3 protein-coding genes are annotated in these 3414 nt (G+C 68.0%); all 3 read right to left on the bottom strand.

Features of this window, described 5'->3' with window-relative positions; all coding sequences use genetic code 11:
- On the bottom strand, window positions 1-404 hold a 404-nt coding region (locus tag VFL64_RS13965), incomplete at its 3' end, for an ATP-binding cassette domain-containing protein (RefSeq protein WP_489540987.1).
- The gene (locus tag VFL64_RS13970; RefSeq protein ID WP_489540988.1) at window positions 401-1144 is read right to left on the bottom strand and encodes an ABC transporter ATP-binding protein; all 744 of its coding nucleotides are present in this window, start codon (window positions 1142-1144) and stop codon (window positions 401-403) included. The genes VFL64_RS13965 and VFL64_RS13970, both read right to left, overlap by 4 nt.
- A gap of 309 nt (window positions 1145-1453) precedes the next feature.
- The coding region (gene polA, locus VFL64_RS13975) for a DNA polymerase I (protein WP_489540989.1) at window positions 1454-3414 on the bottom strand (1961 nt) is incomplete at its 5' end.

Genomic DNA, 3414 nt, shown 5'->3' on the forward strand with positions numbered 1-3414 from the left:
GCCTGCTGCTTGCGGCGCTCCTTCAGGCGCGGGAAGTAGGTGAACATGCGCTCGTGGTCGAGCAGCACGTCGGCCTTGTCCTTGCGGGTGTAGGCACCGAGTGCGAGGTTCTCTTCCACCGTGAAGGTGAGGAAGGTGCCGCGCCCGTCGGGCACGTGGGCCACGCCCATGCGCACGATGTTCTCGGTGGCCTTGCCATCGATGCGTTCGCCACCGAGCAGCACCTCGCCCTGCGTCTTGACCATGCCGCACACGGCGCGCAGCGTGGTCGTCTTGCCGGCCCCGTTGGCGCCGAGGATGGTGGTGATGCCGCCGGTCTTCACCTCGAAGTCGAGGCCGTGCAGCACCTTGGTCGGGCCGTACTGGGCGTGCAGTCCTCGCACCTGAAGCAGCACGTCGCTCATGCCGCCTCCGCCCCAAGGTAGGCCTTGATCACCTCCGCATTGCCCTGCACCTCGGCCGGCGTCCCATCGGCGATCTTGCGGCCGAAGTTGAGCGCCACCACCTGGTCGGAGATGCGCATCACGAGGTTCATGTGGTGTTCCACCAGCAGGATGGTCAGCTGGAGCTGCTCGCGGATGTGGCGCAGCAGGTCCATCAGCGCGCCCACCTCCTCGTGGTTGAGCCCGCCGGCCGGCTCGTCGAGCAGCAGCAGCTTGGGCTGGGTGATCAGCGCACGCGCCAGCTCCACGCGCTTCTGGGTGCCGAAGGGCAGGTCGGCCACGGCGGTCTCGGCCACGCTGTTGAGGTCGAGCAGGTCGATCACCTGCTGCACGTGCTCGCGCAGGCGCTGCTCTTCGCGCCGCACCACGGGCAAGCGGAAGGCGTTGGCCAGGTAGCCGGTGTGGGTGCGGCTGTGGCCGCCCAGCATCACGTTCTGGCGCACGCTCATCGTGCGAAAGAGCGCGAGGTTCTGGAAGGTGCGCCCGATGCCCCGCGCGGCGATGCCGTGGGGCGGGGTGTCGGTGAGCGGCGTGCCTTCGAAGTCGATGCGCCCTTCGCTGAAGTTGTAGAGGCGCGAGAGGCAGTTGAACAGCGTGGTCTTGCCTGCGCCGTTGGGCCCGATGAGGCCGACGATCTTGCCGCCGTGGACGGAGAACGAGACCTTGTCCAGGGCCGTGATGCCGCCGAAGCGGACCGTCACGTCGGTGACGGCCAGGAGCGGCGTTGATGTGCGCGCGTCGATTCGAGCTCTCCCCGGTCAGCCCATGCAAGAACCTGCATGGTGGAACCAACATCCACCGCGAGCACGCCTGAGGGCGGCCAGCCGAGCGCAATGTAGAGAACTGCTGTGCGTTTGGAAGCGAGGTCTAACCCTATCCACGCCCAAGTGGGGGGCGCCAGTTCCGCAGCGTGGAAGCGAATGAACCGGGCCACGGCCGTCCGCCGGGCCGCCCCAAGGACCGGCCGGCGCCCCTTGGGGGCAGGAGCGCGAGCGACTGGGGGGCCGTTGCTAGTGCGCTTGGTCCCAGTTGGGACCGACGCCGACCTCGGCCAGGAGCGGCACCTTGAGGCTGGCCACGCCAGCCATCAGGCGCGGGATCTCGCTGCGCGCCCAGTCGAGCTCGGCCTCGGGCACTTCGAACACGAGTTCGTCGTGCACCTGCATCACCATCAGCGTGCGCAGCGCCTTGGCGTCGAGCTCGGCCTGCACCGCGATCATCGCGAGCTTGATGAGGTCGGCCGCCGTGCCCTGCATGGGCGCGTTGATGGCCTGGCGCTCGGCACCGGCCTTGCGCGGGCCGTTGCCGCCGTTGATCTCGGGCAGGTAGATGCGCCGGCCGAACAGGGTCTCGACGTAGCCCTTGGCCTTGGCGCTGGCCTTGGTGTCGTCCATGTACTGCTTCACGCCCGGGTAGCGCGCGAAGTAGCGGTCGATGTACTGCGAGGCGGCGGCGCGCTCGATGCCCAGGCTGGACGCGAGACCGAAGGCACCCATGCCGTAGATGAGGCCGAAGTTGATGGTCTTGGCGTAGCGGCGCTGCTCGCTCGTCACCGCCGCGGGCTCGATGCCGAACACCTCGCTCGCCGTGGCGCGGTGCACGTCCATGCCCTCGGCAAAGGCCTTGAGCAGGTTCGCGTCGCCGCTGATGTCGGCCATGATGCGCAGCTCGATCTGCGAGTAGTCGGCGCTGACGATCACATGCCCCGGCGGCGCAACGAACGCCTCGCGCACGCGCCGGCCTTCGGCGGTGCGGATGGGGATGTTCTGCAGGTTGGGGTCGTTGCTGGAGAGCCGCCCCGTCACCGCCACGGCCTGCGCGTAGTTGGTGTGCACGCGGCCGGTGTGCGGGTTGACCATCAGCGGCAGCTTGTCGGTGTAGGTGCCCTTGAGCTTGGACAGGCTGCGATGCTCCAACAGCTTGGCCGGCAGCGGGTAGTCCTCGGCCAGCTTGTCGAGCACTTCTTCGTCGGTGCTCGGCGCACCGCTGGCGGTCTTCTTGATGACGGGCAGGCCGAGCTTGCCGAACAGGATCTCGCCGATCTGCTTGGGGCTGCCCATGTTGAAGGGCTGGCCAGCAAGTTCGTGTGCCTCGCGTTCGAGCTGCAGCATGCGCTCGCCGAGCTGCTGGCTTTGCTGCGCGAGCAGCTGGGCGTCGATCAGCACGCCGTTGCGCTCGATGCGCTGCAGGATGGTCGCCACCGGCAGCTCGATCTGCTCGTACACGTAGCGCAGGCCCTTGTCGGCCTCCACCTGCGGCCACAACGTCTGGTGCACCTGCAGCGTCATCTCGCTGTCTTCGCACGAGTACTCGGCCGCCTTCTCGATGTCGACCTGCGCGAAGGGGATCTGGTGCGCGCCCTTGCCGCACACGTCTTCGTAGCTCAGGCCGGCGCGGCCGAGGTGGCGCTGCGCCAGGCTGTCCAGGCTGTGCGGCTTGTGGGCTTCGAGCACATAGCTCTCGAGCAGGGTGTCGTGCACGTAGCCGCGCACCGTGATGCCGGCGTTGGCGAGCACGTGCGCGTCGTACTTGATGTTCTGGCCCAGCTTGGGCGCATCGGGGTTCTCCAGCCAGGGCTTGAGACGGGCCAGCACCGTCTCCACCGGCAGCTGGTCGGGCGCCCCCGCGTAACTGTGCCGCAGCGGAATGTAGGCCGCCTCGCCCGGGCTCACGCTGAGTGAGAAGCCGACGATCTGCGCCACCATGCCGTCGAGCGAATCGGTCTCGGTGTCGAAGGCGGTGAGCGGCGCCGATTCGGCCTTGTCGGCCCACAGCTCCAGCTCTTCGGGCGTGAGCACCGTGGTGTAGCTGCGGTTGATGGCGGTCGCCGCGGACATGGGCGCAGGGTTGTCGAGCATGGCCGGTGGCGGCGCAGCGGCAGTCGAGCCCATGGACTCTTCGAGCTCGCGCTTCATGGTCTTGAAGCCGTAGCGGTTGTAGAAGGCGAGCAGCGCCTCCTTGTCGACCGGCT

This window comes from Rhizobacter sp. (genome assembly GCF_035702065.1).
Taxonomy (GTDB): Bacteria; Pseudomonadota; Gammaproteobacteria; order Burkholderiales; family Burkholderiaceae_C; genus Rhizobacter.